Origin of the sequence: Pedobacter ghigonis (assembly GCF_903166585.1) — a bacterium.
GTDB lineage: Bacteria > Bacteroidota > Bacteroidia > Sphingobacteriales > Sphingobacteriaceae > Pedobacter > Pedobacter ghigonis.
Genome location: NZ_CAESCM010000002.1, coordinates 364,893 through 390,608, shown reverse-complemented (window position 1 = coordinate 390,608; position 25,716 = coordinate 364,893). Strand labels below are relative to the sequence as shown.

General features: G+C 42.4%; 20 protein-coding genes and 1 tRNA gene. 3 read left to right on the top strand and 18 right to left on the bottom strand.

The annotated features are described in order from the left end of the window. Nucleotides 1-105: 105 nt before the first annotated feature. The 7 genes from HWV58_RS05010 to HWV58_RS04980 all read right to left on the bottom strand — a co-directional run bounded on the left by HWV58_RS05010 (nucleotide 106) and on the right by HWV58_RS04980 (nucleotide 12,046). Nucleotides 106-2,064, bottom strand: coding sequence for an OmpA family protein (locus tag HWV58_RS05010; protein ID WP_175633029.1), 1,959 nt, complete (start codon nucleotides 2,062-2,064; stop codon nucleotides 106-108). Nucleotides 2,065-2,106: 42 nt separating this feature from the next. Next, on the bottom strand, nucleotides 2,107-3,075 hold the full coding sequence (locus HWV58_RS05005; RefSeq protein ID WP_175633028.1) for a PorP/SprF family type IX secretion system membrane protein: 969 nt from the start codon (nucleotides 3,073-3,075) through the stop codon (nucleotides 2,107-2,109). 78 nt (nucleotides 3,076-3,153) lie between these two features. Then, entirely contained in the window at nucleotides 3,154-4,455 is a 1,302-nt protein-coding gene (locus tag HWV58_RS05000) for a gliding motility-associated C-terminal domain-containing protein (protein WP_217706949.1), read from the bottom strand. A 25-nt stretch (nucleotides 4,456-4,480) separates the two neighbouring features. Further along, nucleotides 4,481-6,070 (bottom strand): L-type lectin family protein, encoded by a 1,590-nt coding sequence (locus HWV58_RS04995; RefSeq protein ID WP_175633026.1) that lies wholly within the window; start codon nucleotides 6,068-6,070, stop codon nucleotides 4,481-4,483. Nucleotides 6,071-6,088: 18 nt separating this feature from the next. Continuing rightward, a complete protein-coding gene (locus HWV58_RS24260; RefSeq protein WP_217706948.1) occupies nucleotides 6,089-9,955 on the bottom strand; it encodes a collagen-like protein in 3,867 nt (1,288 codons plus the stop codon). Between the two features lie 581 nt (nucleotides 9,956-10,536). Next, a complete protein-coding gene (locus tag HWV58_RS04985; RefSeq protein ID WP_175633025.1) occupies nucleotides 10,537-11,448 on the bottom strand; it encodes a cellulase family glycosylhydrolase in 912 nt (303 codons plus the stop codon). A gap of 524 nt (nucleotides 11,449-11,972) precedes the next feature. After that, nucleotides 11,973-12,046: transfer RNA gene (locus HWV58_RS04980), tRNA-Asn, on the bottom strand. Between the two features lie 144 nt (nucleotides 12,047-12,190). On the opposite strand from HWV58_RS04980, the gene HWV58_RS04975 reads away from it, so the two are divergent. Then, nucleotides 12,191-13,111 (top strand): PfkB family carbohydrate kinase, encoded by a 921-nt coding sequence (locus HWV58_RS04975; protein ID WP_175633024.1) that lies wholly within the window; start codon nucleotides 12,191-12,193, stop codon nucleotides 13,109-13,111. A 349-nt stretch (nucleotides 13,112-13,460) separates the two neighbouring features. Here HWV58_RS04975 and HWV58_RS04970 read toward each other — a convergent pair whose 3' ends face one another. From HWV58_RS04970 to HWV58_RS04960, 3 genes are read right to left on the bottom strand one after another with little or no spacing between them, the layout of a single operon-like run. Beyond that, nucleotides 13,461-15,056: an MFS transporter gene (locus HWV58_RS04970; protein WP_175633023.1), complete on the bottom strand. Its 1,596-nt coding sequence runs from the start codon at nucleotides 15,054-15,056 to the stop codon at nucleotides 13,461-13,463. Then, entirely contained in the window at nucleotides 15,049-16,116 is a 1,068-nt protein-coding gene (locus HWV58_RS04965; protein ID WP_175633022.1) for an HlyD family secretion protein, read from the bottom strand. The genes HWV58_RS04970 and HWV58_RS04965 overlap by 8 nt, the downstream gene beginning before the upstream one ends. A 1-nt stretch (nucleotide 16,117) precedes the next feature. Then, nucleotides 16,118-17,455 carry a TolC family protein gene (locus tag HWV58_RS04960; protein ID WP_175633021.1) on the bottom strand — a complete coding sequence of 446 codons (1,338 nt, stop codon included), beginning with the start codon at nucleotides 17,453-17,455 and terminating at the stop codon, nucleotides 16,118-16,120. Nucleotides 17,456-17,540: 85 nt separating this feature from the next. On the opposite strand from HWV58_RS04960, the gene HWV58_RS04955 reads away from it, so the two are divergent. Then, nucleotides 17,541-18,368 carry a helix-turn-helix domain-containing protein gene (locus HWV58_RS04955; RefSeq protein ID WP_175633020.1) on the top strand — a complete coding sequence of 276 codons (828 nt, stop codon included), beginning with the start codon at nucleotides 17,541-17,543 and terminating at the stop codon, nucleotides 18,366-18,368. Here HWV58_RS04955 and HWV58_RS04950 read toward each other — a convergent pair. The 3 genes from HWV58_RS04950 to HWV58_RS04940 all read right to left on the bottom strand — a co-directional run bounded on the left by HWV58_RS04950 (nucleotide 18,355) and on the right by HWV58_RS04940 (nucleotide 20,117). Then, nucleotides 18,355-18,597: a cytochrome b5 domain-containing protein gene (locus HWV58_RS04950; protein ID WP_175633019.1), complete on the bottom strand. Its 243-nt coding sequence runs from the start codon at nucleotides 18,595-18,597 to the stop codon at nucleotides 18,355-18,357. The genes HWV58_RS04955 and HWV58_RS04950 overlap by 14 nt on opposite strands. Before the next feature lie 275 nt (nucleotides 18,598-18,872). Further along, nucleotides 18,873-19,586: a lycopene cyclase domain-containing protein gene (locus HWV58_RS04945; RefSeq protein ID WP_175633018.1), complete on the bottom strand. Its 714-nt coding sequence runs from the start codon at nucleotides 19,584-19,586 to the stop codon at nucleotides 18,873-18,875. After that, a complete protein-coding gene (locus HWV58_RS04940) occupies nucleotides 19,587-20,117 on the bottom strand; it encodes a hypothetical protein (protein WP_175633017.1) in 531 nt (176 codons plus the stop codon). It abuts the gene before it with no gap. A 209-nt stretch (nucleotides 20,118-20,326) separates the two neighbouring features. Here HWV58_RS04940 and HWV58_RS04935 point away from each other — a divergent pair, with 209 nt between their 5' ends. Beyond that, complete coding sequence (locus HWV58_RS04935) at nucleotides 20,327-21,808, top strand: phytoene desaturase family protein (RefSeq protein ID WP_175633016.1); 1,482 nt, start codon at nucleotides 20,327-20,329, stop codon at nucleotides 21,806-21,808. Nucleotides 21,809-22,236: 428 nt separating this feature from the next. Here HWV58_RS04935 and HWV58_RS04930 read toward each other — a convergent pair whose 3' ends face one another. The 5 genes from HWV58_RS04930 to HWV58_RS04910 all read right to left on the bottom strand — a co-directional run bounded on the left by HWV58_RS04930 (nucleotide 22,237) and on the right by HWV58_RS04910 (nucleotide 25,661). Beyond that, the gene (locus HWV58_RS04930) at nucleotides 22,237-22,767 is read right to left on the bottom strand and encodes an RNA polymerase sigma factor (RefSeq protein WP_025142035.1); all 531 of its coding nucleotides are present in this window, start codon (nucleotides 22,765-22,767) and stop codon (nucleotides 22,237-22,239) included. A 132-nt stretch (nucleotides 22,768-22,899) separates the two neighbouring features. Then, nucleotides 22,900-23,916, bottom strand: coding sequence for a UDP-N-acetylmuramate dehydrogenase (gene murB / locus HWV58_RS04925; RefSeq protein ID WP_175633015.1), 1,017 nt, complete (start codon nucleotides 23,914-23,916; stop codon nucleotides 22,900-22,902). A gap of 39 nt (nucleotides 23,917-23,955) precedes the next feature. Next, nucleotides 23,956-24,402, bottom strand: a complete 447-nt coding sequence (locus HWV58_RS04920) for a hypothetical protein (protein ID WP_175633014.1) — start codon at nucleotides 24,400-24,402, stop codon at nucleotides 23,956-23,958. A 72-nt stretch (nucleotides 24,403-24,474) separates the two neighbouring features. Continuing rightward, nucleotides 24,475-25,149, bottom strand: coding sequence for a hypothetical protein (locus tag HWV58_RS04915; protein WP_175633013.1), 675 nt, complete (start codon nucleotides 25,147-25,149; stop codon nucleotides 24,475-24,477). Between the two features lie 74 nt (nucleotides 25,150-25,223). After that, nucleotides 25,224-25,661, bottom strand: a complete 438-nt coding sequence (locus HWV58_RS04910) for a sterol desaturase family protein (protein WP_175633012.1) — start codon at nucleotides 25,659-25,661, stop codon at nucleotides 25,224-25,226. Nucleotides 25,662-25,716 lie beyond the last annotated feature (55 nt).

Genomic DNA, 25,716 nt, shown 5'->3' with positions numbered 1-25,716 from the left:
TCAGAGCGGAAGCAGATGCCCGCAACCAGCCATAAAAACGCAGCTATGCTAACAAGGGCTTTCAAGTCATCCCCAACCAAAAGCACCTTGCCGCACAACAGCGTTTTATAGTTTTACAATCTTAAATTCGGTTCTTCTGTTTAACTGATGCTCTGCCTCCGTACATTTTACACCATTGGCGCATTTATTAAGGAGCATGGTTTCGCCATAGCCTTTAGCGGTAATCCGATTTTTATCAATTCCCTGATCAATAATGCATTGCACAGCTGCATTGGCCCTGCTTTGCGATAACCATTGATTATACTGATCGTTACCACGGCTATCGGTATGCGAGCCCAATTCGATCCAGATGGTTGGATTATCTTTCATTATCTTAACCAATTTATTTAACTCAATGGCGGCATCTGGCCGGATATTGGATTTATCGAAATCATAGTAAATATTCTCGAGCCTGATGGCTTTATCCAGCTCTGCTTTTTCTAAATACAGGTTGTGTTCTATCACTGTACTGGTCGTAAGACCTTTGGTACTCAGTTGAGCCAGATCATTTCGATATGCCGTTTTCTCGCCTGTGAGCTGATAATCTGACAATTGCTCTAAATTGAACTTAAATGCGCCGGTATGATCGGTCTGCACTTTCAAACTCTGCCCTTGTACTTTATTTAAGGTAACTATCGCATCGCTTAAGGGAAGATTGTTGTGCTTGTCGAAAACTATTCCGGTGAGTTTGAACGCCAGTAGCTGTTGTGCTGCGAAACTGTAAATATCATCGTTCCCTTGTCCACCTACACGGTTTGAACTGAGATATCCGTTCAATGCTGACGTTTTTACGTAGGCAAAATCGTCTTGCGGTGAGTTAATGGGGTAGCCCAGGTTTTTAATGTCGCTGAATTGCATCTGTTGCATTTTCGCGCTGTAAATATCCAATCCACCCATTCCTATGCGACCATCACTACTAAAATAAAAAAACTGATCATCACCCAATACCGGGGTGCGCTCATTGCCCGGGGTATTAAGCGCCTTCAAATTAACAGGAACACTCCAGTTACCATCTGCACTTCGCTGGCAAACATAAATATCTGCTCCTCCGGCGCCACCAGGCATTGTCGAACTAAAATACAAGGTATTACCATCGGCGCTGATAAAAGGATCGCCAACCGAATATTCGTCTACTTTATTGTAGCTAAAAGGAAGGGGATTTGTCCAGTTTCCTTGCTCATCCAATTTACTGGAGTATATTTCTACATTAACAGTAGCCAGTTTTCCTTTTACAAAAATCGGTTTCGGCGGAATTTTAGTTAGCGTAAAATACATTTCCCTACCTGATTTGGTAAAACTCGCCGGCCCCGTGTGGTAATTTGTATGAGTTTGAATCGGGAAAACACGCACACTATCATCCTGTCCGTTTTGCATATAAAGCCTTAAATAATGATTTCCGGTCCAGCCGTAAATGGTCTTATCGGGCTGCCTGGCACCATCAAACTTTAAGAAAGGCCGATTTGAACCTGTTTGAAGGGGAGCAATAGTTCCGCGATCTGAAGCAAATGCAACACTACTGTTATAGGCCGTTAATCCCCAGTCTGATTGAGGCGTATTGAGTTTGCCTGCATTTGTAATTACAACTTCTTTAGGATTTTTCATCCAGTACAAAGCAGAATCGCAGCTGAATAACCAGCGGTTTAATTCGGCGGGGTTGAGGTTTTTATTTAATGATCCATATTTTTGAAACTGCTGTTTAGCTTCGCTGTATTTACTATTTTGCTGCAAGGCTATGGCATAAGCCAGTATATTTTCGGGTTTTGCTTCTGGCATACCGGCCACAATAGCGCTCCAGCTTTCGGCTTGCTTATAATCGTTAACCAGCGAATAACATTGGTACAGCCTCTCGGCAGCATATTTTGTTTGCTTTTTTTGGTAGGCCTGCTCGTAAAGATCTATGGCCTTGCTGTAATTGAAAAGCTCAAACTGGGCATCGGCAGCGTTTAGCACATATTGGGCTTTTGCACCTGTATTTAAAAGCAAGAAAAATATAGTTATGATAGAAACAGATAAAAATCTTGTCATACTTGTGGTGGTCATATTTGGTATTGATGAATGAACCATGGCTTAGAAAAATCTTGGGGTTAACATCCTCATGTTCTTTTTATTGAAGAAGTAGCTGATCGATATTTCGTGTGTTCCACCGCTATATTGCTGTAGCGCACCGAGCGAAAAATCGTAAGCATAACCTATTCTCAAATTTTCTGTCGGGAAAAACTGTACTGCTGCAACAGCCGAGTTCATGTTGCTCAGGTCTTTTTGCAGGTAGCTTTTATCATAGAGTTTTATTCCCGAACGGTACGAGGCCCCCAGCCAGAACTTTTCGTTTAAAATCACAAAGGCATTTAAATCAATACTGGTTGGCCCGCCACGATCGTCTTTCAACAAAAAGGACGGTTTTAACAGCACATCCTGCGCCAGCGGGACTAACATCCCAGCGGTAAGGTAGTAGTGTGGTTTAGGTTGCGGGATAAAAGCATAGCGATCGATATCGATGTACTGAGAAACCAGGTTATCGGCACTTATGCCTGCGTAAAATTTATCGTTGGCAAAGTAAACACCTGCCCTCGCATCGGGAACAATGGTGCTTTCCATGCCTGTGGGCTGGTAAACTTCAAAATCGTTTGGATTTAGCATTGCCCCATCAATACCCAATTGAACTGCCCCAACACCTAAACCAAGCGCCAGCCTGGAAGTGCCATCTGCATTTAAACGAATACGGTAGGCATAATTGGCATAAACCGACTGGTTGCGCTGCGCCCCTAACCTATCGCTGGAGAGCTGGAGGGCCAAACCTACATTGCCGTTATTGGCAATAGCATCTAACGCTACCGACATGGTTTTGGGCGCTCCTGTTATTTCTGTCCACTGGTTGCGGTAAAAAGCATGCACATTGAGCTGCTCACGGTAGCCAGCATAGGCCGGATTAATATAAATACCGTTAAACATGTATTGGCTAAACTGTGCATCCTGCTGACCAAAAGAAAATTTGGAGAGGAAAATTAAGCCAGCTATGGTGAATATTTTTTTTATCATGATCATTTGCTTGCGTAGGTTTTTGGTAGGATATGAATTGATCTTGAATGCGCCACGCCACATTCAACCGGCTACCGCTTATCTTTTAAATGCTCTTATTAAGGTGATGTACCCTTTATAAACCTGCCATGGCGCAGTTGAATTTTCTTTCACCCGCAACACGTAATAATATGTTCCCTCGTTTAGGCCTTCACCAGTCCAGTTGTTTTGGTAGCTATTGGATTTATACACTTCATTACCCCAGCGGTTTACGATAACGAGATCGTTTTCTCCAAAAAGCCCGAGTCCGCGGATTTCGAATGTATCGTTATTCCCATCGCCATTTGGGGTAAATAGGTTAGGGATCATCAAATCACTGCCCTTGAATGAAAGTTTGGTGAAATAAGCCCCGTTGGCCAGCATATCATTTACCATGCCCACGTTATTACGTGTATGCACACCCGGTGAAGGATTTGTACTACTTACCTGATCCCATTTGCCCTGGCCTAAGTATTGCGTAATTGACGCTTTTGCATCGTTAAATTCTGCACCATTGGTAACTGAGTTGTGCTGTAGCGTAATGGTTGCACTTACCGGAACAGCAGCGTATAAATTCCATACCCTATCCATTCCCCGTATTTTATCAATGCTTGTAAGGCCATTTTCTGGCCGACTATCCTGAACGCTGGCAAATATCCTTGCTGCATTTTTAGGAGTTAAAGTAGCCGGGGTATAATCGCCTTCTGCAATACCGATTGGAAACACAAAAGAGGTATTGGCACTGAGGTCTTTAATCATGTGCCCGTTAAGACTATTCTCTGTAACCACCATGCGCGATAAACTGTAATTGCTAATTTTACCTGCTGCGTTAAAGGCTAAATTATTCCCATTGAGAATGATATCGGCCCCGTTAGCAGCCATATCCAAGGTACCACCAATGTTTAATGCTGCAGCATCTGCACCAGCCGGATTTTGGGTATTATAGCCCGGATCATCCACATTGGCCAGCCTGATATTATCGGTGTTACGGTGTTCGACAATCAGGTTGATAAAATCGCCATTGTTCCCGTCTATTTGTGTTGGCCCTGCAGCCATATCGCTATAGTAAGGGTTATCTCCGGGATTATAAATGATGATTTTGCCTGTTCCGCTAAATTTTGCACCAGGAGCAATCCATACATTTTTGCTATAAATGGCCAGTGTCCCATCGATAGTCCAGTTGGCGTTTGGGCCAAAATAACTGTTTTCTGAAAAACGCATTTCGGTTGTTCCGGCAGCAATGTGAACAGTTGAATTATCAGCAGTACTACTCCCCGATCCTGTCTGCGCCCGGGTTTCGATCTGATAGCCCAGCAAAAGCAGGAGTATAATAATTAATATTTGTAAGGTTTTTATTTTCATGTTGAATGAATTATCGCTTCGGCAGTTACTCGTTACCCGAAGGCAACATCGGATTGGTAATGACCTGACATTTTTTAACTGCGACATAAATAGTAGCTACTCCCGACCTAAAGCCCTCATCGCCATAAGGCTGATTGGTACCATTGTTTTTACCCTTAATTTTGTAGGCTATAGCCGCTGTGCCCACGAAACCAGCCACAGGCACAAAAGTTACCTTACCCGTACTGGTGCTATAAGTAAAAGTTCCCTGCGTAGTAGTAACAGTGTATGGAGTTGCAGCCGGTGTTTCATCGGCATTAAGAAATTGAAAAGCATTAAAATCGATATTGGCATTAGAAGCCGTTGGCGTACCGGTAGTAGGCCCGGTGTAAGCCACATCGTTTGCATAAGGATCGATCACTACCGGCGTTACTTTACAGGTACTGGCCTGATCATCCGCAGCCTCTGCAGCATAAGGGAGTACTACATTTAACTTCCATATTTTATGGATATCGGTAAAACCACCGGTTGTGGCTGCAAAACCAATTCTGAACATGGCTGGTACCCTGCTATCTAAAGTTTGAATGGTGCTGGTTCCCCGGGTATCGCTGGTATTGTAATCGGTAGTAACCGGATTGGCATTTTCGGTATAGCTGAAATTGGGATCTGCACGATACCAGTAGTTATCAATTACTGTGGTAACTGTACTCTGATGCTGAATTTTAACCGTTACATTGAAACCACCCAGCGCATTGGGAAAGAGTTCAATAAATGCTTTGCGATAATTGGGATCAGCCGGATCTGTAGTATAAGCACCAGACCTTAAATTAAAATTATCAGCTATTCCACCCACGAAACTATAAGTACCTGTTGCATTGATAACCGCCCCGCCATTGGTGGCTGCGAGTGGAGAAAGCGTACTTTGCGTTCTCAAAACCGGATAGCCCGTACGACCAAGCTCCAGGCCATTATTGCTGATAAATTTACCTCTGGCTCCCCGCAAGGTTACATGGCTGGCTGCATTATTCCATACCGGGTTTGCATCCGTAACGGTTGTAACTCCATTTAAACGTGCATCTCCCTGAAATACCCTGTTTTTGGAATTTCCAAAAGCATCAAAAGCGATACCCAGATAGGCACCCGTTAAACCGTCATTCCGTTCGGTACTATAGGCATCTCTGGCCCTCACATAGGCATAACCCATTCCCCGGCCTTTGGCACCAATAACCGGACTCCCTACTGCAGCATCATATAAAAAAAGCAACAGCCCGTCTGCTCCTGTACCACCGTAAATGGCATATTCAAAAGAAATTTTAATCCCGACAGAGGTATTAAACTGTTTATCGTTAATAAAAACGGCACCAAACTGACTGAGTGCAGCCGGTGTTAATTGTAAACCAGTGCTGGTAAAGGTTGCTGCATTTGTTCCCGATCCGGTGGGTTTGGTAACCTCGGCAGGTTGCGTAGTGCTTAAAAAACTTTGGTTGTATGGAAAATCGCCAAATAACTGTGCACGGGCAGAAGGGATGCTTAATAAGATACTTCCCACTGCCATTACCAGGATCTTGCTCCAACTCCTGGTGCGATTAAACTGACCGCACCAGGAACGATAAATTTTACTGAATATATTGTTCATCTTCTTTCGGATAGCCTGTTAATCTTTAACCTTAAACACAATATTCATAAATGTAGCTTCTGTGGGTACAGCGGTCGATTTTACCGTATAACTGATTATCCCTGCAGCAGAAATGGTAACGGTATTGAAAACATTTGTATCGAAGTAGGTAATAAAATAATCGAGATCGCTGGCCGCTAATGTGGGTAGTACCGAGGCACTATTACTTCTGGCCTGACCTGCTGCTGCTGTAAATCCAAACTGTTGCGTATAAAAAGTATAGATATTTAAGGTTTGTGTTCCGGATAAAACAACACCCGCAGCATCATGCGTACGTACCACCACAGATGGTGCATAGAAGAACTTCGGCATCGCTGCTTTAACTTGTTTTAGTACGCCTGAAGTCGGATCTGCAACCACAATACGATCTGCAGTTGAAGTATAGCTTCCATTATACACATAAGTACTGTTACCTGTTTGTGTACCGCTGATGGCCAGGGTGTTAGTTGCATCGGTAGTAATCACCGTTGGTTTAATCAATGCACCACCCAATTGAACAACACCACTGGTTACGGTTAAACCGTTATTGGCATTTGTAGCCGACAGCACATCGGTTGGCACCAATAACAAACCGCCATCGGTTCCTATTTTTAATATATTAGGGGTATTTGCACTTTTTAATTTCGCAGTTGAAGCAGTACCGGCTTCATTGGTGTAGGTAATATCGCCTGTACCTGTATTTTGTGTTAAAGTTGTATTTGGCGTATTAATCTTATATGGATCGCCAGTTACTCCTGTACCGGAAACGGTGGTATTTAAACCGTTAGCAATTAAACCGATACCTCCTTGCGGACCAACCGGGCCTTGTGGACCCGCTGCACCTGTAGCGCCAGTAGCACCTACAGCACCCGTCGCTCCAACATCTCCCTTATCACCTTTTAAACCCTGAGCACCGGTGGCTCCTACTGGGCCCTGCGGACCGATTGCTCCCGTTGCACCGGTAGCACCTACAGCACCCGTCGCCCCAACATCTCCTTTATCACCTTTCAAACCTTGCGCACCAGTGGCTCCTACAGGGCCTTGCGGACCAATTGCACCAGTTGCACCGGTAGCACCTACAGCGCCAGCCGCTCCAGTATCTCCCTTATCACCTTTTAAACCTTGCGCACCAGTAGCTCCTGCAGGGCCTTGCGGACCAATTGCTCCCGTTGCACCGGTAGCACCTACAGCACCCGTCGCCCCAACATCTCCTTTATCACCTTTCAAACCTTGCGCACCAGTTGCTCCTACAGGGCCTTGCGGGCCAATTGCTCCCGTTGCACCGGTAGCACCCGTCACCCCAACATCTCCTTTATCACCTTTCAAACCTTGCGCACCAGTGGCTCCTACAGGGCCTTGCGGACCAATTGCTCCTGTTGCACCGGTAGCACCTACAGCACCCGTCGCCCCAACATCTCCCTTATCACCTTTTAACCCCTGAGCACCAGTGGCTCCTGCAGGGCCTTGCGGACCAATTGCTCCCGTTGCACCGGTAGCACCAGCCGCTCCAATGTCTCCCGTATCTCCCTTATCACCTTTTAACCCCTGAGCACCTGTGGCTCCTGCAGGGCCTTGCGGACCAATTGCTCCCGTTGCACCGGTAGCACCAGCCGCTCCAATGTCTCCCGTATCTCCCTTATCACCTTTTAAACCCTGAGCACCAGTGGCTCCTGCAGGGCCTTGCGGACCAGCTGCCCCATCAACTCCGTCTTTACCATTTTTAATTGTTACTGTTCCTCCTGATCCATCGGTAATGGTGGTTGTACCATCAGTATTGTTCGTTAAGGTTACAGATTTACCATCAACACCATTTGTGCCGTTAGTACCATCCTTACCATTTTTAATTGTCACCGTTCCGCCCGATCCATCAGTAATGGTGGTTGTACCATCGGTATTGTTGGTTAAGGTTACTGATTTACCGTCGGCACCATTTGTGCCGTTAGTACCATCCTTACCGTTTTTAATTGTCACCGTTCCGCCTGATCCATCGGTAATGGTTGTTGTGCCATCGGTATTGTTGGTTAGGGTTACTGATTTACCGTCGGCACCAGCATCTCCTTTGTCACCTTTTGGACCATTAATATTGGTCCAGGTGTTTGTTGTTGGATTATAAACCCAAGTACCGCTGTCGTTGGTTACAATCGTAACACCCGCACCAGGCGCACCTGCAGAACCGGAACCCGGGATACCGGGAGCTCCGCTCATACCAGGCATACCCTGAACGCCTACTACTCCTGCATCGCCCTTATCGCCTTTTGGTCCGTTAATATTGGTCCAGGTATTTGTGGTTGGATTATAAACCCAGGTACCGCTGTCGTTGGTTACAATGGTAACACCTGCTCCTGGTGCACCGGCAGTGCCAGAACCCGGAGTACCCGGTGTTCCACTCGTACCAGGCATACCCTGAACGCCTACTACTCCTGCATCGCCCTTATCGCCTTTTGGTCCGTTAATATTGGTCCAGGTATTTGTGGTTGGATTATAAACCCAGGTACCGCTATCGTTGGTTACAATGGTAACACCCGCACCAGGTGCACCTACAGAACCGGAACCCGGAGTACCCGGTGTTCCGCTCGTGCCCGGCATACCCTGAACACCTACTACACCTGCATCGCCCTTATCTCCTTTTGGACCATTAATATTGGTCCAGGTGTTTGTTGTTGGATTATAAACCCAGGTACCACTATCGTTGGTTACAATGGTAACACCCGCACCAGGCGCACCGGCAGTACCAGAACCCGGGGTTCCCGGAGTTCCGCTCGTGCCAGGCATACCCTGAACACCTACTACACCTGCATCGCCCTTATCTCCTTTTGGACCATTAATATTGGTCCAGGTGTTTGTTGTTGGATTATAAACCCAGGTACCACTGTCGTTGGTTACAATGGTAACACCTGCTCCTGGTGCACCCGCTGTGCCAGAACCCGGGGTTCCCGGAGTTCCGCTCGCGCCAGCCATACCCTGAACACCTACTACACCTGCATCGCCCTTATCTCCTTTTGGACCATTAATATTGGTCCAGGTGTTTGTTGTTGGATTATAAACCCAGGTACCGCTGTCGTTGGTTACAATGGTAACACCTGCTCCTGGTGCACCCGCTGTGCCAGAACCCGGAGTACCCGGTGTTCCACTCGTACCAGGCATACCCTGAACGCCGACTACACCTGCATCACCTTTATCTCCCTTATCACCTTTTGGTCCGTTGATATTGGTCCAGGTATTTGTTGTTGGATTGTAAACCCAGGTACCGCTGTCGTTGGTTACAATGGTAACACCTGCTCCTGGTGCACCGGCAGTGCCAGAACCCGGAGTACCCGGTGTTCCACTCGTACCCGGCATGCCCTGAACGCCGACTACTCCTGCATCGCCTTTATCGCCCTTATCACCTTTTGGTCCTTTAATGTTTGTCCAGGTATTGGTAGCAGGGTTATACACCCAGGTACCACTGCGGTTGATTACAATGGTAACGCCCACTCCAGGCCCACCCGGCTCTCCTGGTTTCCCAGGCACACCATCTTTTTCGGGCTGAGACTCGACCAAAATGGAACCTGAATCGCCTTTTGATCCTTTAACCAAATTCCATTTTGTACCATCGTTATAATAAATTCCGGGAATAACATCATTGCTGGTAGCTGTATTGTAAACCATCATACCAGCGATGTGTGCTGATAGTGGAAATGCATCAGTAGTAATTTTTAAAGCAACTCTGGTATGAAGTAAACCTTTATTCGAACTTTCAAGCTCTAATATGGCATCTTTGTTAGGCAGTTTTTTGTCTGTTGAAGTACCGTCTGTTACTTTTTGCTGAGCTAGCGCACTATAGAAACTTAATGACAGACCTAAACCAAGGAGTAAGCGTTTTTTCATTTGTTATACGTTGTTATTTTGAGCATGACAGATCTCAGATCTAATCGTTAAAAATTTCAATTCTCGTAGTTACAACATTACACAGCAGGGCTAAACTGTATCAATTAACAATTCGCTACATATGGAATGTTTACAATGGGGACGCCATTGGGAAATAAATCGTTTTATTTCACAGCACAAAGAAATATTTAAGAAAAAACATACTAAAATTTATAAATACTCACATATACTTACAAACCACAACAAGCTAATAAACAATAAATTACAAACTAAACAAATGAAGATTTTCGCAGAATAAACGCCGGTAAACCTTTGCTATCTGGCGTTTTGCACAAGGATTACAATTTAATCTAAAACCAGTAAGAGTAGAAATACAAAAATCATAATAGTTGGAATTCAAAAATCAAGAGATCAGCTACCAGTTATTGCAAATGAAAATGGCCATATTTGTTGGCTTAAATAAGGTCTGTTTTATTAACCCTTAAAACGCAAAATAGGTTGCCCGATTAATGAACAACCTATTTCGAATAAAAAAACCTTGTGACTGGTTTTCTATTAACCTCTCATCAATTATGTGTTATTTATAGACCCCAGCCGTATCTGATGCGACTTACTCCAGATGCATTGGTGGTACTCAAGGTAATATTAGTACCGCTACCGCCTCGTCTTTGGATACTATAAGCATCATCATCTCTTAAACCTGGCCAGTAAATGCTGGCTACACGACTATTTCTGAAGACATTGGTAGAACCAACGATGTAAGCAATTTCATTGTCACTGCCAACCGCTCCTGTATAATTTTTTCCAGTTGTCATTGCGGCACCATATTCAGTAACCAATGTACGGCTTGCATAGTTAACAAAGCGGCTTCTCCAATCCGATTCCCATGCCGATTGAGATCTGGTTGCCCAAAAAGCATAATTATGCAGAGATAATAAACAGCTAGAGAAACGGCCATCAGCTCCAACCCCGGTTACATTATCCGAATAACCGGTTCCGCCCAAAATAATTCTGCCACGGGCCACACTCGGGTAACGCGAAAGCCATTCGGCATAAATACTAGTTAATGCCGATAACGAATAACCATGCGGTTCGTTCATCGGTTCGAAATATACATTGCCATTGCTGCCGTATTTATTAACAACAACCTGCCACATATTCCAAAACTGTGTGGTATTATCAATGGTACCATTACGTGAAGATGCACCTTCCCAATAGGCAAGAATTACTTTTATATTTTTACTAATTGCCCTATCGATGGCACCGGTATAAGCCCCCCACCACGATTCCAGTACACTAGAAGGATTAATAGGAAGCCTTACAGTATTAACCCCAGACATGTTATTCTGAAATCCGGTTAATATAGTATTGGCCTTAGCCGATACCGTTGAATAATTATCACTTGCCGTCAATCCAGAAGGGATTACCCAGCCATCAACAAAATTATCCCGGCCATCGGCCCAGTTTACCCCTGCAATACCTGCAACTCCCACCCCTTCTGTTACTGCTTTTTCAGCAGTTTGTACTTCTGTTTTGGATTTTTTTGTGTTCCCTGAGCATTTACGCTATTCATAAGCAGCCAAAACTGCACAATAAAACAAACTGCTTTAATTAATTTCATATATGGATAGACAAAATTTGTGAGGAAAGCGAACCAGAATCCAATCAAGCCTCCACCAAATATACAATTTGCTGAATAATTGTCTTATCCAAATATATCAATACAAAATACGACATCAATTACAGGCAAGCAATTGATTCCCATTCCTTTGCCCCTGAATAAAAAGCAAGCACTACTGTAAAATTTGTTTATTAGCACTAAAGCATGTTAAGTAATAATTATCGTAATGCCCGACTTGGCTGAGGAAGCCCTGATATTTCACGATACGTGAAGTTTTAAAACCACAACATTCGCCATGCCTTTCTGATGACCACTTTTATTGAGCACTTCTCATCTACGCAGAGGAAAATTATAGCCTTAAACGCAAAAAACCCACAATTTTCATTGTGGGTTTCGCTCCTTCTGCTGGGCTCGAACCAGCGACCCTCTGATTAACAGTCAGATGCTCTAACCGGCTGAGCTAAGAAGGAATCCGGCTATCCAAAAAAACAAATTTCTTTAAGCTTTGCAGCGAATATCTGCTTGTTCGTTTTGGGAATGCAATATTAGGGCTTTTAAATTATTTATGCAATATTTGCAGTGAAAAAAAATTAAAAAAAATTTAATACATAGATATGAGCCTGATAATCATAGGTACTGTAGCTTTTGATGCTATTGAAACACCTTTCGGAAAAACAGACAAAATTGTTGGTGGAGCAGCAACTTACGCCAGTTTAGCAGCATCTTACTTTTATAATAAAGCAAAAATTGTTGCAGTAGTAGGCGATGATTTCCCTCAATCGGACATTGATACCTTTACCAAACATGGTATCGACACCGAAGGTTTACAAATAAAAGCAGGTGAAAAATCTTTTTTCTGGTCGGGCAAATACCACAACGACATGAACAGCCGCGATACTTTAATTACCGAATTAAATGTATTGGAAAACTTCGATCCGATTATTCCGGAAAGTTATCAGGACTGCGAATACCTGATGTTGGGTAACCTTACACCTCAGGTACAACAAACAGTAATTAAACGCCTTAAAAACCGTCCGAAATTAATTGTAATGGATACCATGAATTTCTGGATGGACATTATGATGGATGACTTACTGGAAACCATTAAATTGGTTGATGTTTTAACCATTAATGATGCCGAAGCCCGTCAGTTATCAGGCGAATACTCACTGGTTAAAGCAGCAGAGAAAATTCTTGCGATGGGTCCGAAATACTTAATCATTAAAAAAGGTGAGCATGGCGCTTTGTTGTTCCACGAAGATCAGATTTTCTCTGCTCCGGCATTGCCTTTAGCAGAAGTGTTCGATCCAACTGGTGCCGGTGATACTTTTGCAGGTGGTTTTATCGGATACTTAGCTAAAGTGGGTACCATTAACTTTAACAATATGAAAAACGCTATTATTTATGGCTCAGCCCTGGCTTCTTTCTGCGTAGAGAAATTCGGAACAGAAAGATTGTTAAATTTAACTGAAGAAGAAGTTGCAGCACGTATTCAGCAGTTTGTAAACCTGAGTGCCTTTACTATAGAGCAATAAAAATTAAGTTGTCATCAGGAGGGTTAATTTATTGGATAAAAATCAATATTAATAACAGACCCTCCGGGGTCGTCATTTCGAGCGGAGTGCAACATAGTCGAGAACCAAGAAGTGCTCAGCGGAGCTAAATCTGTCTCTATAGATTTCTCCGTTCCACCACTGGTGAAAAACCGGCTGGTTCCAATCGAAATGACGATCCTTCTATGAGCCTGCCGAAGGAATTAGAAAACCTGTTCGACAGGCTCAGTACGACACCTCCCCTCCATCTGCTTGCAGCAGAAAACCCTTCCAGAATCTGCAAACTGTAAATAGCAAACTGAAAATTGTCAACTGTAAACTGCCAACTGCCCTAAAACCCTGCGGCAGCAGGTTGTTTATTCCTTAAATTAATTACCGTGCGACTAATTACGGGTTGCAACGCGATTAGCAAAATGGTAAATAAGCAGAGTATCGCAATTAAATCGTAATAGCTTACACAGAACTGTAAAAAGGTTTGCTTTTGCACTGCTTTATTCAACAGGCCAACCGCCACTTTCGAAGCTTCATCTCTCAACATGCCCCTGTTTGCTAGAGCAGACTGATAGCCTTTTAACCGTTCGGGCAGATTAAAATCCAGTACAGAAAGACTAGCCCTCAAATCATCATTATGTTTCCCCTTAAAATACAACTGAAAAAAATTAATAAAAGCCAGGCTTAAACAGAAGGTAGAGAAACGAACAAAAACACCCACCGAAGCCGCCGACTGGCTCATTCGATCGGGAACTGACGACATGATAAACATCACAATGGGCGACATCACCATCCCCGCTCCCAATCCTTGTAAAAACAAAGGCAGGTAAAAATTAGCGGTGCCTGCTTCGCTCGAAAACAACTGCCCCATCCATAAGAAAAACACGAACAAACATGCAAATCCACTTACCCATAAAAGGCGCAGATGTTTTTGCCGGATGAGGAAACGAATAGCAATAAGCGATCCGGCTACTACACCGGCAATATTAAAGATCATGATCTCGTTGGCATGCAACGAATCCATCCCCAAAACACTGATAAAATAAGAAGAAGTTAAACCAAATGCACCGCGAATTAGATACAGGATAACCAGAAAAACAATCCCAATGGCAAAATTCCTTGATTTAAATATGGCCAGATCAACCGCTGGCCTTTTCAACGTGCGCTGCCTGGCAATCGAAACCGCAAACAACAATAAAATTGCCAGTATGGCTGTAACGATGGTACTATCCTCCAGCCAGTCGTACTGCTGCCCATATATCAATACATAAGCGATTAGCACCAGCATGGTGGCAAAAAGCACAAAACTGAGCCAATCTATTTTATACAAATGGCTTTTAGGTAAAATGTGCACCCGGTTTAATACACTAAAAAGCAATGCAGCGCTGGGCAAAAAACAAAATATCATGGCTTTGTACACTACATTATACTCATAGTTTTCTACTATCGGCACTGAAAACAAAGCTGTAAGTGGCGAAACACAAAGAATCATCCCATAAAAAATGGTGTAACCGGTTTCTTTGGCATGTTCTGATTTTAAGCGGTTAAACAGCAGGTTGAGCGCAATACTGGTTAAACCACAATTCACAATACCTTGCAAAAAACGCAGGGCGAAAATCAGACCTATTTCGCGCGTGTGGTAACAACAATAAGTAATCAGTATTTCCAAAACAATACAGATTAAAAGGTAATCTTTAGTTACAACACGGGCAAAAAAACGGCGTTCTACAACTGCAAAGCTGGCTACGGCGGCATAAAACATCAGCAAAGAAAATTGCACATCAGCGGCAGTAGCACCATAATAACCAGCGGCAGCCGTTCCATCGGCAGTTGATAATGCAAAAAGCAACACCGACGATATGAGCACCGCAAAAACGCTGCTAATAACCAGCCATTCGGGTACCCCTGCTTTAAATATGGGTTTGGTATTAGTCATGACCCTGAGCCCTTTTAACCTTTACACTCGCGCTCATTCCTGCACTTAACAAATCAATGCCTTTATCCTGTTTATTGATGCGGATGCGCACAGGTATGCGTTGTGCAATCTTAACAAAGTTTCCGGTTGAATTATCGGGAGGCAATAAAGAAAACCTCGATCCGGTAGCCCCGGATAGCGACTCGATTTCTCCTGCAAAAGATTGATCCGGAAAAGCATCCACCTCTATGTTTACCTGTTCGCCAACATACATTTTGGCAATCTGGGTTTCTTTAAAATTCGCCACCACCCATTTACCCGCACTCCGATCAACAATATAAGCTATGGTTTGTCCGGTTTGCACCAACTGGCCTTCCTGTATGGTTCGTCTGCCCATTTTACCATCATAGGGTGCTACAATAACGGTATACGAAGTATTGAGCTTATTTCTTTTCACCACCGCAGCCCTCCTTTCTATTTCGGATGACAGCACTTCACTTTGTGCTTTTATATCGTTTGTTTTAGAAACTGCCGCCGCATAATCCTCTTTTGCAGCCAGGTACTCTGCCTGCGCTACCTGCAATAAACTTTCAACCGTTTCAAGCTGCTGGCGTGTTGCAGACTCGGCATCGAACAGTTTTTGATAACGGTTATATTCAGTTTGCTGTTTCCACAGCTTGGCTTTGGCGGCAGCAATTTTAGCCTGCATTACCGCGGCATTACTTTGGGCCGTTTTAATATTACTTTGCTGTACCGATACCTGTGCCTGTGCATTCAGCAACGAAGCCGATGCCTCATCTTGCTGCACAGCGTAATCATCATCATCAATCAGCACAAGGGTATCGCCTTTTTTCACCTCCTGGTTTTCTTCAAACTTTACGGCTTGAATGTAACCGCTAACCCTGGCCGTAACCGGATTAATGTATTCATCAACCTGCGCATCGTTGGTTTCTTCGTAGCGCATATATCTCAGCAGTGTTTTACCACCCCAAACCAGCAATACTACCAGTACAATCAGCGCTATGATGGTGGTTATCCTGCTAATTATTTTATCGGCCTTACTTTGTTTTTGTGTGTTCATGTTATAAATTTCCTATGGCTTTTTGTAATTGATAGTATTGTATTTTGGCATTTACCTTTGCGGTGGTTAGTTCAAAGCGCGATTGCAACAACTGGGTTTCGGCATCGAGCAGATCGGTAAGTAGCGATAGCTGATTGAAATAGGTGTTCTGCACAATGCGGTAACTTTCTGTAGCCTGTTTAATGTTCTCTTCGGCCACGGCAATACGCTGTACTGACTCTTTATAACGAATGTAATTCTCCTGCACTTCCTGGCGGATATTATCTTTTACATCCTCGTCTTCTACTTCCTGCTGGTGCAGCTTTATTTGCGCTTCTTTAACTTTATGCTGGTTGGTATACCACGATGAAATCGGGATTTTCAGCTTTAAGCCCACCATGCCTGTACTGTAAAGCGAAAGGGCATAAGGATAAAATTGGATTTGCGGATAGGCAAAAGCATACTCGCCAAAGAAACCCAGCGATGGCATGACATTAGATTTGATATTTCTCAGCTTTAACTGCGCCAAAGCCTGTTCTTTTTCCGAAATCCGTATTTTGAAAGCCGAGCTTTTGGCATCGTTAAAATATTCGTCTACCTGTTTCAGGGCAATAGCATCCGTTTCGCCAGCTGCTATTTGTGGGTTTAAAGGAGCATCGTCGGGTCGACCAATCAGGATGTTCAATTTTTGTTTGGCAATTTTAATGCTGTTTTCGATCTCAGTTAGCAACATGCGTTGTTTAGATAAACGCAGCTCGGCCCGCAGCACATCACTTTTTAATATGGTGCCGTTTTTATACAATTGGTTAATTTCTGCCAGTTGCTTTTCGCGGTCCCTGATATCCTGTTCCAATAAAACGCGATAAGAAATATTACGGAAAACATCGTAAAAATATACCGCGGCAATGTAATGGATCTCCTGCTTATTTTGGCTGCTGTGAATATGACTCAGCTCACTTTCTACTTTCGATGCACTAATTTCAGTATTGGTTTTACCTCCGTTATAGATGTTAAAGTAAGCATCGGCACCGGCTTTATAGTAAGTAGGCACTACCGGAAACTGCGCCGGTGTATGAAACAGGCCGTTTTCGTAAATGGGCAACGGAAAAACGTGGGCATAAATCCCTTCAGCAGCTATCTCAGGTAAACGCTCGGCCTGGCTTACTTTAACATGGGCATCGGCCGCCTCGGCACCTAAATGCTTTACCTGTATTTTTTTACTGTTGCTATCGGCCAGTGCCCAAACCTGGTTAATGTTTAAATTATTTGGTGTGGCAACCTCTTGTGCCTGAACAAAAACAGGCAACAAAATCATGTACACATACCATCTAAACCGGTTTTTATATTTTCTAAAACTCATATCCGTTAATTAATGATGCAAATTTCGATACAGATTTGTTACTTTGTTTTATCTAAACCGACAGATATTTGTTTAAACCAGCCAAATGATAAAAGTTAGCAACGAAGACCTTTTATTTGCAATCGACGAAAAACCAGAAACCATGTATGTTTGGCACAGCAGGTTTGAAGACCGATTTCAAGACCATGCACATTTGAAGGGGCAGTTAACCTATGTAGAAGGTGGCATTATATTTTTATACACCAAAGAGAAATCTTATTTCCTTCCGGCCCGGCACTACGTGTGGATTCCGGCAGGCGTAGAGCACCATTTACAACACCGCTATCAGGCCGCAGTAGTACGGAATATTTATTTCGATACCACAACCGATCACGAAAACCCCTTTTATCAACAAATCGGGATTTACCCTGTAAATAACCTTTTGCTCGAAATGTTTTTATTTTCTGAGCGCTGGAACGGCAACATCAATCCCAACAGTAAAGAATACGATTTTCTGAATACCCTAAAAAACATTCTGCCGGTGGTAAGCGAGCATCCTTTGCCCATTGCCCTGCCAACTACCGAAAACCAGCGTTTAAGGCCCGTACTGAAATTTGTTATCGATAACCTTTCAAGCGATCAGCTGGGTTTAGAAAGTGTAGGTAAAGCTACCGGCTTTAGCGAGCGTACGCTTTCGCGCCTTTTCCAGTCAGCCATGGATACTTCTTTTTTCCAATACCTTAAATTGGCCAGAATGATAAAAGCAATGGAAAAACTGCTCGAAACCGACTTAACCATCAGCGAAATTGCTTACGAAGTAGGTTACAACAGCATCTCATCGTTTAGCAATACTTTTTATAAAATGGTAGGTAAAAGACCCTCAGAATTTAAAGAGTTAAAGCAGGCTACTTTAACTAAAATCAATTTGGTTTAGCCAGTATAGCTACAGGAGTAAATTTTTCAAAAACAGCTTCTGTATGTGGTGCATCGGCCAGCTCATCGGTTAAATCCTGACCAGCCCAGTGCTCATAATGTTTACCGTTACGCCAAAGCTTACTTTCAGTCATGTCGTAAATAAACCCCTTGTAGGCTACCCAAATCTGCGGTTTATCTTCTCCGTTCCGTAAAGCCAACTGCTGTTTGGTATAAACTGGTAAATCCATTCAATTAATTTGCAATGAAGGTAATTAAAAAGTGCTTAATGGTTAAATGAGGTATTGACATTTTTTCGAAGCGCAAAACCTGTGCAAAACAGCTGGTTACTTCCCGTTTTCCGCTTATACGCTTCGCTGCCTCGTACTCGTTGCAGCAGGGTACCGCTCCAACCGGGGCTAAGTGGCACAATAAGCATTTCATTTTTAGGGTTAGCATCGGGCAGAAACCCCTGTTAATACCCTCTGCCTGTACGGCAAAATATAACCTGAAATGTAAAACGGGGCTATACCTGTTTTGAATTTTCAATTAATAAGCTTTTACTTTCAGCCCTATCCTTATATTTTTCGTAAAAATAAATATTCAGCAGCAGCAGGCCCATTAAATAAAAGTGATCTTCGAAAGGGATGGTGCCAACCCTAAAGCCAAGGTTTTCCTTATCGTTGTACATCACCACCGGAATGGCGGTTAAAAATCCGTTAACGATATAAAACGGGATAAGCGAAACCAGATAAGCCCTGAAAAACCGGTACATAAACCTGAGCCTTACATTTACATATTCTACATAACCAAGCACTACCAGCAGGAAGCCAAAATTAATGAGGGTGTACCACCTCGAATAACTAAAAAATAAAATGGCAATGCAAAGCCCAAGAATTAAATTACTTAAGGCCAGGCTGTATTTCTGCAATTCGTTTTTAGGGAAGTACACATTCAAACACTCATAAATAAAAATACAGGCATAAGGAACGGTTAAAAAGAAGAGAATTTCTTCTAAAGGCAGCCCGTAAAGATTGATACCGATAACATAGTCGGGGTTAAACGACCAGACATTGAGTTTGGTAAAAAGCATATCCCAGATCAGAAACAAAAGCCCTGTGAGCAGGATCGCCGGAAATACAAACCTCCATTTACTAAAAAAATGCACCTTTTTATCGAACGATAAAACGAGTGGAAAAAAAATTACAGCGATGTTAATGAGCAGGTAGGTGTAGTTCATTTAGAGGTGTTTCTTAAAAATTTTAATTTCCGTATCGGTACATCTTTTACTGTCGATCATAAATTTGGCTACATTACGTACCAATTCCTTATCTGCCAGTCCGAAGTTTCCATTTTGATAATGTTTAACAATTTCCTTCTTGTCTTCAGCCAGATCTTTACTAAAACCCAAAAATGAGGGAGTATAAAACTCGATTGAAAACCGCATAAACCTGATTTCCATATCTTCCTTATCCATTTCGATGGCTTTTTTCATGGTTTTAAGCGAACGGCTTACAAACTTGATTTTGTTGTACGGATTCCACGAATGCTTGGCTTTTAGGGCTTCTAAAGTACCAGTATAGCCGGTAATAAGCGCCGTTTTATTGGACAGCTTATCTAGTGATTTGAATAAAGAATCGGTAAGTTTCGAACTTTCAATGGCCTTAACCATATTGGCCTTTAACAGTGCAATTTCTTTAGGCGACAACTGGGCCTGTGCCATGCCAATACCCGAAAACAGAATGAATAATAAAATGCGTAATTTAACCATGAGCTGGGCAAAGGTAAGAAATCTATTAAGAGTTTGTCTGGCATGCAATTATCTTTCTATCATTAAGAAATCAAGGGTATTAAGCCTCTAGTCGAATCCTACTTAATTTTCTTAATTCCTTTATGGTAATTTATTCAATCACTAAATAATGTTGACACCTCCTGCTAATTACTGAAAACAAAATCCCCAAAATTGCTTTTATTTACACCATGGACAAAAAAACCAGGGTTACTGTAATTGGTGCCGGCTTTGCAGGTTTAGCTGCCGCCGCCCTTTTGGCAAAAGCAGGCTGTGAGGTTACCGTTATCGAAAAAAATGAAATGGCAGGTGGCAGGGCCCGTACCTGGGAAAAAGATGGTTTTCTTTTCGACATGGGCCCCAGCTGGTACTGGATGCCCGATGTTTTCAAAAATTTCTATCAGCTTTTTAAAAAAACAACCGCCGATTTCTATGAACTTAAAAGGTTAAGTCCCTCCTACCGCATTTATTTTGGCAAAAACGATACTGTCGATGTACCGGCAACATTGGATGATTTATACCAGCTATTTGAACAACTCGAACCCGGCAGCAGCAAAAACCTCCAATCGTTTCTAAATCAGGCTAAATATAAATATGAGGTGGGCATGAACGAGTACGTTTTTAAGCCGTCGCATAGTGTAATGGAGTATTTCGATCCACGCTTAGCCATTAGTGGAATTAAACTGCAGCTATTGGGCGATATGCGTAAACATGTTCACCGGCTCTTTAAAAACGATAAGCTTAGGAAACTGCTTGAATTCCCTGTTTTGTTTTTGGGTGCCACTCCCCAAAACACCCCGGCACTTTATAGCTTAATGAACTATGCCGATCTGGTTTTGGGCACCTGGTATCCTATGGGCGGTATGCACCAGATTGTTGCCGCCATGCAGCAAATAGCAACCGATGCGGGGGTAAAGTTTAGCTTCGATACCACAGTAAGCAAAATTGAAGTTAAGAACAATATTGCCGAGCAGGTGATTACAAACAAGGGCAACTTTAAAAGTGATTTTGTGGTGGGCAATGCCGATTACCATCATATAGAACAGCAACTGTTTGAGAAAACCTATCGCAGGTATGATGAAAAATACTGGGATGAACGAACCATGGCTCCATCATGTCTGCTGTTTTACATCGGACTGAATAAAAAACTGGACCATATCCTTCATCATAATTTATTTTTTGATGAGCCTTTTGATCAGCACGCAGAAGAAATCTACACGGAGCCACAGTGGCCATCCAAACCCTTATTCTATGCCTGCTGTCCTTCGGTTACCGATCCGGGTGTGGCCCCCGAGGGCTGCGAAAATCTTTTCTTTTTAATTCCGATAGCCCCTGGTTTAAAAGATAACGAAAGCAAAAGGGAAGCATACTTTAATTTATTGGTTAAACGCTTTAAAGATTTAACCGGAAACGACATCAGTAACAGTATTTTGTTTAAACGCAGTTACGCCATGGATGATTTCGTGGCAGACTACAATGCCTTTAAAGGAAATGCGTATGGATTAGCAAACACTTTGAAACAGACCGCTTTCCTTAAGCCGAAAATGAAAAGTAATGTAACAAATTTTTTATATGCCGGACAATTAACCGTTCCGGGACCCGGTGTGCCCCCTGCAATCATCTCAGGACAAGTGGTAGCAAAAGAAATAATAAAAAAGTTAAAAAAAGCTTGACAAATTTAAAATTTCCCTTATCTTTATAACCACAAAACAAAAACACTGCAAAAAACCTTTAAAACGCATTATTGTTCGAGGTTTGCATTTGTTTCGAAATTAGAGAGAAGGCAAATTGTTGAAAGAAAAAATAAGAATCAACTAACCAAATATATGATAAGCAAAAAGGCCTGGATTTTCCGGGCCTTTTGCTTTTTAGGAGATTTTGGGAATACCTTATATTAGTTGGCTACAACCGATAATTAAATAAAAGGGTCGTCATTTCGACTGCAGCATAGCGGAACGGAGAAATCTATCTCGAGACAGATTTAGCTTCGCTGAGCACTAACGTGGTTCCCGACTACGCCCGAAATGACGTTTCGCTTTGGGAGTGATAACAAAAAGGCCCAGATAAAATCTGAGCCCCTGGTTTTTCCAATTGATGTATCTTAAGCCATTTCGGTACTGGCAATTTCTTTCGAGTAAGTTTTAAGGTATTTTTTAAGTATACCACGTGCTACGTGAATACGTGTTTTAACAGTTCCGATTGGAATTTCTAGCATATCGGCAATTTCGTGGTATTTATAACCTTCAAAATAACGGATAAAGGGTACATAATATTCTTCCGGTAATTGCGATAATGCTTTATCGATATCGCCCAGCACAAATTTACTTTCTGCCTGGTTTTTAGTTGCACTGTATGAAAGGTTAGCCGAAGAAATATCTTCGCTCTGCGTAATTAAAGTATTTGTTTTTACTAAACGGCGATAGTTGTTAATGAACGTATTTTTCATGATGGTAAACAACCAACCTTTCAAATTCGTACCTTCCTTAAACTTATTGTAATAAGTAATTGCCTTCAACATCGTATCCTGAACCAGATCATTTGCGTCTTCTGCGTCTTTTGTAAAATTTAAAGCGTAAGATCTAAGCGATACGGAGTGATGATTAACGAGGTGATTGAATTCGAATTTTGTCATGATATTTAAGCTTTAGGTAGATTAAAAAAAACAAATGAATTAATGTCCATTCGCTATAATCCAAACAAACTTAGTACCAAAAATTTCTGGCACGGCCCTAAAAGTACTGGTTTATGCCTATGAGTTGTTTCGTCACAGAATATTTACCTCACGTTCCAGCTCAACACCAAAGGTAGCCTTCACACTGTCTATAATCTGTTCAGAAAAACTATACACTTCTGTACCAGTGGCATAGCCATGGTTAACCAATACCAAAGCCTGGTTTTTCCAGGTACCGGTTTGACCCACTACTTTACCTTTCCAGCCACACTGTTCAATTAACCAGCCGGCTGCAAGTTTAATTTTATCATCGGCTGTAGCATAATGCACCACATCGGGGTGTTTTGCTACAATATCCGCAAATTCGTGCTTTTCAATTACAGGGTTTTTAAAGAAACTCCCGGCATTACCAATGGTGGATGGATCGGGTAGTTTGCTCACACGGATGTGCGATACCGCTGCAGAAACATCAGCAATAGTGGGCTGCGCAATCCCCCTGTTATTCAATTCGGCTTCGATAGCGCCGTAAGAAGTATTGATTTTTGGCACTGCCGATAAACGGAATGTAACCGAGGTGATAATGTACTGAGCTTTTAATTCGCCTTTAAAAACACTTTCGCGATAACCAAAATGGCAATCTGCATAGCTGAAGGTCTTGATCTTTCCCGTCTTAATCTCGAATGCCGTACAGCTTTCAAAAACATCTTTTAACTCTACTCCATAGGCACCGATATTTTGTATAGGCGAAGCTCCCACGGTACCAGGAATTAAACTTAAATTCTCTACCCCTGCAAAACCATGTTTTACGCAATGGTTTACAAAATCGTTCCATACCTCGCCCGCGCCGGCTGTTACCGCAACCTGATCTCCGGCAACTTTAGATTCGATGCCCTTAATGCTGATTTTGATTACGAGTCCCTGATAATTTTGTGTAAACAGGACATTACTGCCTCCACCAATAACAAGTAGCTTTTGAGTTTTTACCAGCTCATGCAGAAACAAAGCCTTTAACTCATCTTCCGAAAATATTTCGGCAAAGAACCTGGCTTTAACATCAATACCAAAAGAGTTGTACGGTTTTAACGAAATATTTTCCTGAATTTGAAGCATGTTGATTTTGTTATGCTGCAAAAGTAAAAGAAAAATTAATTAAGGAACGATTTTGCTAATCGCCTGATCAAAATTAAAACTCAAAGGCGCTGCCATATCACCAGCCTTAGTCACACCTGATAACTTCCAGCCAATAAACTTTGGTTTGGTTTTAGCCAGCTCCAGTAAACTGTACCTTTCTTTGGTCAGCCTGGCACTAATCAAGCCTACACTATCTGATTCTGCCTGACTAAAATGTTCGATTTCAGTTTCGAGTACTGCCAGTGTCGAATCGAGTTCATGGCCTTTTGCAATACTATCGGCGTAGGCTTTGGGTGAAATATTATACAGGCTATCAAGCGTAGCCTGCTCAAAGTTCAGCTCCTGGCTACTATTTTCGTATTGCTTTTCTACAAGGGCAATGGCGCATTCTTTATCTGTTTTTTTGCCGCAGGATGTGATGACAATCAGTGATAAAAGCACAAATACATGGTAAGTTTTTCTCATCGTACAGGTTTACTAAAAAAGAGCAAGCATCCTGCCAAAAATGGGTAAAGCTAAAACAGAGTTGCGAAGCGATTAATTCTTTAATGGCTCATCAAGCTTCTTCTTAATTGCCTTTCCTTCTTCACTCTGCTGTAACCGGCTCGAAAGTGCACTGTATAATTCTTTTGGTGAGCTAAAATCAAATTCTTTAAAAAAACCAGGCATATTTCCGAACCTCATCAAGTTACCTACTTCGATTAGCGCCACAGGCGAATCGGCATTTTGCTTAATAAAACGTAAAAGCTTTCTTTCTTTTAATGCGGTTCTTGCATCCATGGTTTGCTGAAGATAAATTCCGCCACTAATTATCTTTGCAGATGCTAGATTATAAGGGTTTTCAATATCCAATTTAACATCTTCGAGAAAAACCCGCTTAAGATTAGCGCTCCCACCCACAAACCACACCTTCTCTTTTATCCTGGCTTTTACTTCAGCTAAAGTAATATCTCCCCGTTCATCCACAAAAATAAAACCCTCTCTTAAAAGCTGTCCCGCTAGATCGAATGTCGTCGATAGCTGAAAGTGGTCGCCATCCATTGGCTTAATCAAAAACAAATCTGCTTTTCCAACAACCGGCGCATCACTTACCAAATAAGCAAATTTTGCATTCTTAGGGCTTTGAATTACTCCCTCTACGGTGAATTTAATTGTTTGTGCATGCAGCGCGCCAACAAAAAGTAACGACAGGCAAAGAATAAGTTTTTTCATCAGTTGATATTTATAAGCTTAAACATAAACTAACAAAATAGTTATTTAGAATAATTTTAAATATTTTTTTTTGTTTAGGAGATTAAATCTTTCCTTACAAACAACAACCCAAAGGCTTTTCCTTTTTCTCTCCCCCTGTTTTTATGGTGAATTTTGTGGGCTTTTCGCACGGCCAGCAGGTAAGCATTAGTGCTTTTAAAGGTTTTAAAACGCCGGTGCACAAACCAATCGTGCACAATGAAATAAATCAGGCCATACAGAGTAATTCCCAGTCCAACAAAAAAGCGGTAATCGAGGCTCTTCCTGCCAAGATACATTAACAGTAACGAAAGGCCGGCAAACAAGAGCGCAAACAGATCGTTCCATTCGAAAAAAGTTTTAGCCTTTTGATGGTGGCTTTTGTGCATAAACCACAACGGACCATGAAATAAATACTTGTGTATAAACCACGACAAGCACTCCATTGCAATGATGGTAAATAGTACAGTTAATATGTTAATTACTACGAACAAAATATATAAACAACTGGTTTGTAAAGATATATAACAGCAAAAACTGTATATTTAT

Excerpts from the sequence above, each read along its gene's own strand:
- HWV58_RS04940 (WP_175633017.1), bottom strand. The coding sequence starts at position 20,117 with ATGGTTAAATTACGCATTTTATTATTCATTCTGTTTTCGGGTATTGGC.
- HWV58_RS04965 (WP_175633022.1), bottom strand. The coding sequence starts at position 16,116 with ATGAACACACAAAAACAAAGTAAGGCCGATAAAATAATTAGCAGGATA.
- HWV58_RS04920 (WP_175633014.1), bottom strand. The coding sequence starts at position 24,402 with ATGAGAAAAACTTACCATGTATTTGTGCTTTTATCACTGATTGTCATC.
- HWV58_RS04955 (WP_175633020.1), top strand. The coding sequence starts at position 17,541 with ATGATAAAAGTTAGCAACGAAGACCTTTTATTTGCAATCGACGAAAAA.
- HWV58_RS04995 (WP_175633026.1), bottom strand. The coding sequence starts at position 6,070 with ATGAACAATATATTCAGTAAAATTTATCGTTCCTGGTGCGGTCAGTTT.
- HWV58_RS04915 (WP_175633013.1), bottom strand. The coding sequence starts at position 25,149 with ATGAAAAAACTTATTCTTTGCCTGTCGTTACTTTTTGTTGGCGCGCTG.
- HWV58_RS24260 (WP_217706948.1), bottom strand. The coding sequence starts at position 9,955 with ATGAAAAAACGCTTACTCCTTGGTTTAGGTCTGTCATTAAGTTTCTAT.
- HWV58_RS04945 (WP_175633018.1), bottom strand. The coding sequence starts at position 19,586 with ATGAACTACACCTACCTGCTCATTAACATCGCTGTAATTTTTTTTCCA.
- murB (WP_175633015.1), bottom strand. The coding sequence starts at position 23,916 with ATGCTTCAAATTCAGGAAAATATTTCGTTAAAACCGTACAACTCTTTT.
- HWV58_RS04970 (WP_175633023.1), bottom strand. The coding sequence starts at position 15,056 with ATGACTAATACCAAACCCATATTTAAAGCAGGGGTACCCGAATGGCTG.
- HWV58_RS04935 (WP_175633016.1), top strand. The coding sequence starts at position 20,327 with ATGGACAAAAAAACCAGGGTTACTGTAATTGGTGCCGGCTTTGCAGGT.
- HWV58_RS04930 (WP_025142035.1), bottom strand. The coding sequence starts at position 22,767 with ATGACAAAATTCGAATTCAATCACCTCGTTAATCATCACTCCGTATCG.
- HWV58_RS05010 (WP_175633029.1), bottom strand. The coding sequence starts at position 2,064 with ATGACAAGATTTTTATCTGTTTCTATCATAACTATATTTTTCTTGCTT.
- HWV58_RS05000 (WP_217706949.1), bottom strand. The coding sequence starts at position 4,455 with ATGAAAATAAAAACCTTACAAATATTAATTATTATACTCCTGCTTTTG.
- HWV58_RS04960 (WP_175633021.1), bottom strand. The coding sequence starts at position 17,455 with ATGAGTTTTAGAAAATATAAAAACCGGTTTAGATGGTATGTGTACATG.
- HWV58_RS04975 (WP_175633024.1), top strand. The coding sequence starts at position 12,191 with ATGAGCCTGATAATCATAGGTACTGTAGCTTTTGATGCTATTGAAACA.
- HWV58_RS05005 (WP_175633028.1), bottom strand. The coding sequence starts at position 3,075 with ATGATAAAAAAAATATTCACCATAGCTGGCTTAATTTTCCTCTCCAAA.
- HWV58_RS04950 (WP_175633019.1), bottom strand. The coding sequence starts at position 18,597 with ATGGATTTACCAGTTTATACCAAACAGCAGTTGGCTTTACGGAACGGA.